Below are 2,435 nucleotides of genomic sequence, written 5' to 3' on the forward strand. Positions count from 1 at the left end.
GCCTGCGCTGGTCCGATCGCCGCGAGGATTTCCGCACCGAAGTGCTGGGCCTCGTGAAGGCGCAGATGGTGAAGAACACGGTCATCGTGCCCGTGGGCTCGAAGGGCGGCTTCTTCGTCAAGCGCCCGCCGGTGGGCGGCGACCGCGACGCGCAGCTGGCCGAGGGCATCGCGTGCTACCGCATGTTCATCAACGGCCTGCTCGACATCACCGATAACCTCGTCGAGGGCAAGGTGGTGCCGCCGCACGACGTGGTCCGCCATGACAACGACGACCCGTACCTGGTCGTCGCCGCCGACAAGGGCACGGCCACGTTCTCCGACATTGCCAATGCCATCTCCACGGAGCATGGCTTCTGGCTCGATGACGCCTTCGCGTCGGGTGGCTCGAACGGCTACGACCACAAGGGCATGGGTATCACTGCCAAGGGCGCGTGGGAGTCGGTGAAGCGCCACTTCCGAGCCATGGGCCGCGACAGCCAGGCGCAGGATTTCACTTGCGTGGGCGTGGGCGACATGTCCGGCGACGTGTTCGGCAACGGCATGCTGCTCTCCGAGCACATCCGCCTGCTGGCCGCGTTCGACCACCGCCACATCTTCCTCGACCCGAACCCGGATGCCGCCCGCAGCTTCGTCGAGCGCCAGCGCATGTTCGCGCTGCCGCGTTCGTCGTGGGATGACTACGACAAGTCGCTTATCTCCGCGGGCGGCGGCATCTACCCGCGTTCGGCCAAGTCGATCCCGGTGTCGGCCGAGGTCAAGGCTGCGCTGGGCATCCGCAGCGAAGCCACGCACCTGCCGCCGAACGACCTGCTGTCGGCCATCCTCAAGGCCCCGGTCGACCTGCTCTGGAACGGCGGCATCGGCACCTACGTGAAGGCCGCCAGCGAGACGCAGGCCGAAGTGGGCGACCGCGCGAATAACGCGCTGCGCGTCAACGGCAACGAGCTGCGCTGCAAGGTCATCGGCGAGGGCGGCAACCTGGGCATGACCCAGAAGGGCCGCATCGAAGCCAGCCAGGCCGGCGTGCTGATGAACACCGATTTCATCGACAACTCCGCCGGCGTGGATACCTCCGACCACGAGGTGAACATCAAGATCCTGCTGAACGATGCCGTGCAGCGCAACGAACTCACGTTCGACGGCCGCAACAAGCAGCTCGCCGAGATGACCGACGAAGTGGCGCGCCTGGTCCTGTGGGACAACTACCGCCAGAACCAGGCCATCACCCTCATGGAGCACCAGTCGGTGCGCCGCCTGGGTTCCATGGCCCACTTCATCACGACGCTCGAGGCCGAGGGCCTGCTCGATCGCGCGGTGGAGTCGCTGCCGACCCAGGCCGAACTGGCCGACCGCAAGGCGAAGGGGCAGGGGCTTACCCGTCCCGAGCTGTCGGTGCTGCTGTCGTACGACAAGATCCGCCTGTTCCAGCAGTTGCTGGACTCGGATGTGCCGGAAGACCCCTACCTGTCGCGCGAGCTGGTGCGTTACTTCCCCGTGCCGCTGCACGAAAAGTACGCCGAGCACATGCAGCGCCATCGCCTGAAGCGCGAGATCATCGCCACCGCGGTGACCAACTCGACGATCAACCGCATGGGCGCCACCTTCATGATGCGCATGCAGGAAGACACGGGCCACGGCCCGGCGGCCATCGCGAAGGCGTACACCGCCGCCCGGGAAATCCTCGACGCCCGCGATCTTTGGGCCGAGCTGGAGGCGCTGGACGGCAAGGTGGCGGAAGATACGCAGATCGACGCGATCCTGCAGATCTGGTCGCTGCTGCGCCACCTCACGCGCTGGCTGCTCAACCGCCCCGGTGGCTCGCTCGACATCGCCGCCAACGTCGACCGCTACGCCGCCGAGGTGACGACGTTGCGCAAGGCGATGCCGGAGGTCCTCACCAACACGGGCCGCGGCGATTTCGCCGCCAGCCAGGAGAAGTGGGAAGGCTTCGGCATCCCCACCGAGCTGGCCGTGCGCCTGGCCCGCGTTTCGGTGCTCCGCGCCGCGCTCGACATGGTCGAAGTGTCGAAGGCTAGCGGCAAGGACATCGCCACGGTGGCCAAGGTGTTCTATGAGCTGGGCGAAGCGCTCGACCTCGAATGGTTGCGTGGCCAGATCGAAGCCCTGCCGGTGGAAGGCGCCTGGCACGCCCAGGCCCGTGGTTCGCTGCTGGACGAGCTCAACGCCCAGCACCGCGCCTTGGCCGTGCAGGTGCTCTCCATCGCCGGTGACCGCACCGACGTGAGCCCGGTGCAGGCATGGCTGGAGCGCGACGACGCCACGCTCAAGTACACCCGCGCCATGCTCGCCGAGATCCTGACCCAGAACGCCGACTACCCGATCGCCTCGGTCGCCGTCCGCCGACTGGCCCAGCTGGCGCAGATCCCGGTCTGAACCCCGGGCCCTGTGCCCGTGTAGGAGCCCACTCCGTGG

Annotated in this window: 1 protein-coding gene; it reads left to right on the plus strand. The window is 67.4% G+C overall.

All coding sequences use genetic code 11. The annotated features are described in order from the left end of the window. Positions 1 to 2,396 (plus strand): NAD-glutamate dehydrogenase domain-containing protein (locus tag VI08_RS19505; RefSeq protein WP_045831307.1); only part of this gene is annotated, 2,396 nt, incomplete at its 5' end. Positions 2,397 to 2,435 lie beyond the last annotated feature (39 nt).

It is taken from the genome of Luteibacter yeojuensis, assembly GCF_000964085.1.
GTDB lineage: Bacteria > Pseudomonadota > Gammaproteobacteria > Xanthomonadales > Rhodanobacteraceae > Luteibacter > Luteibacter yeojuensis_A.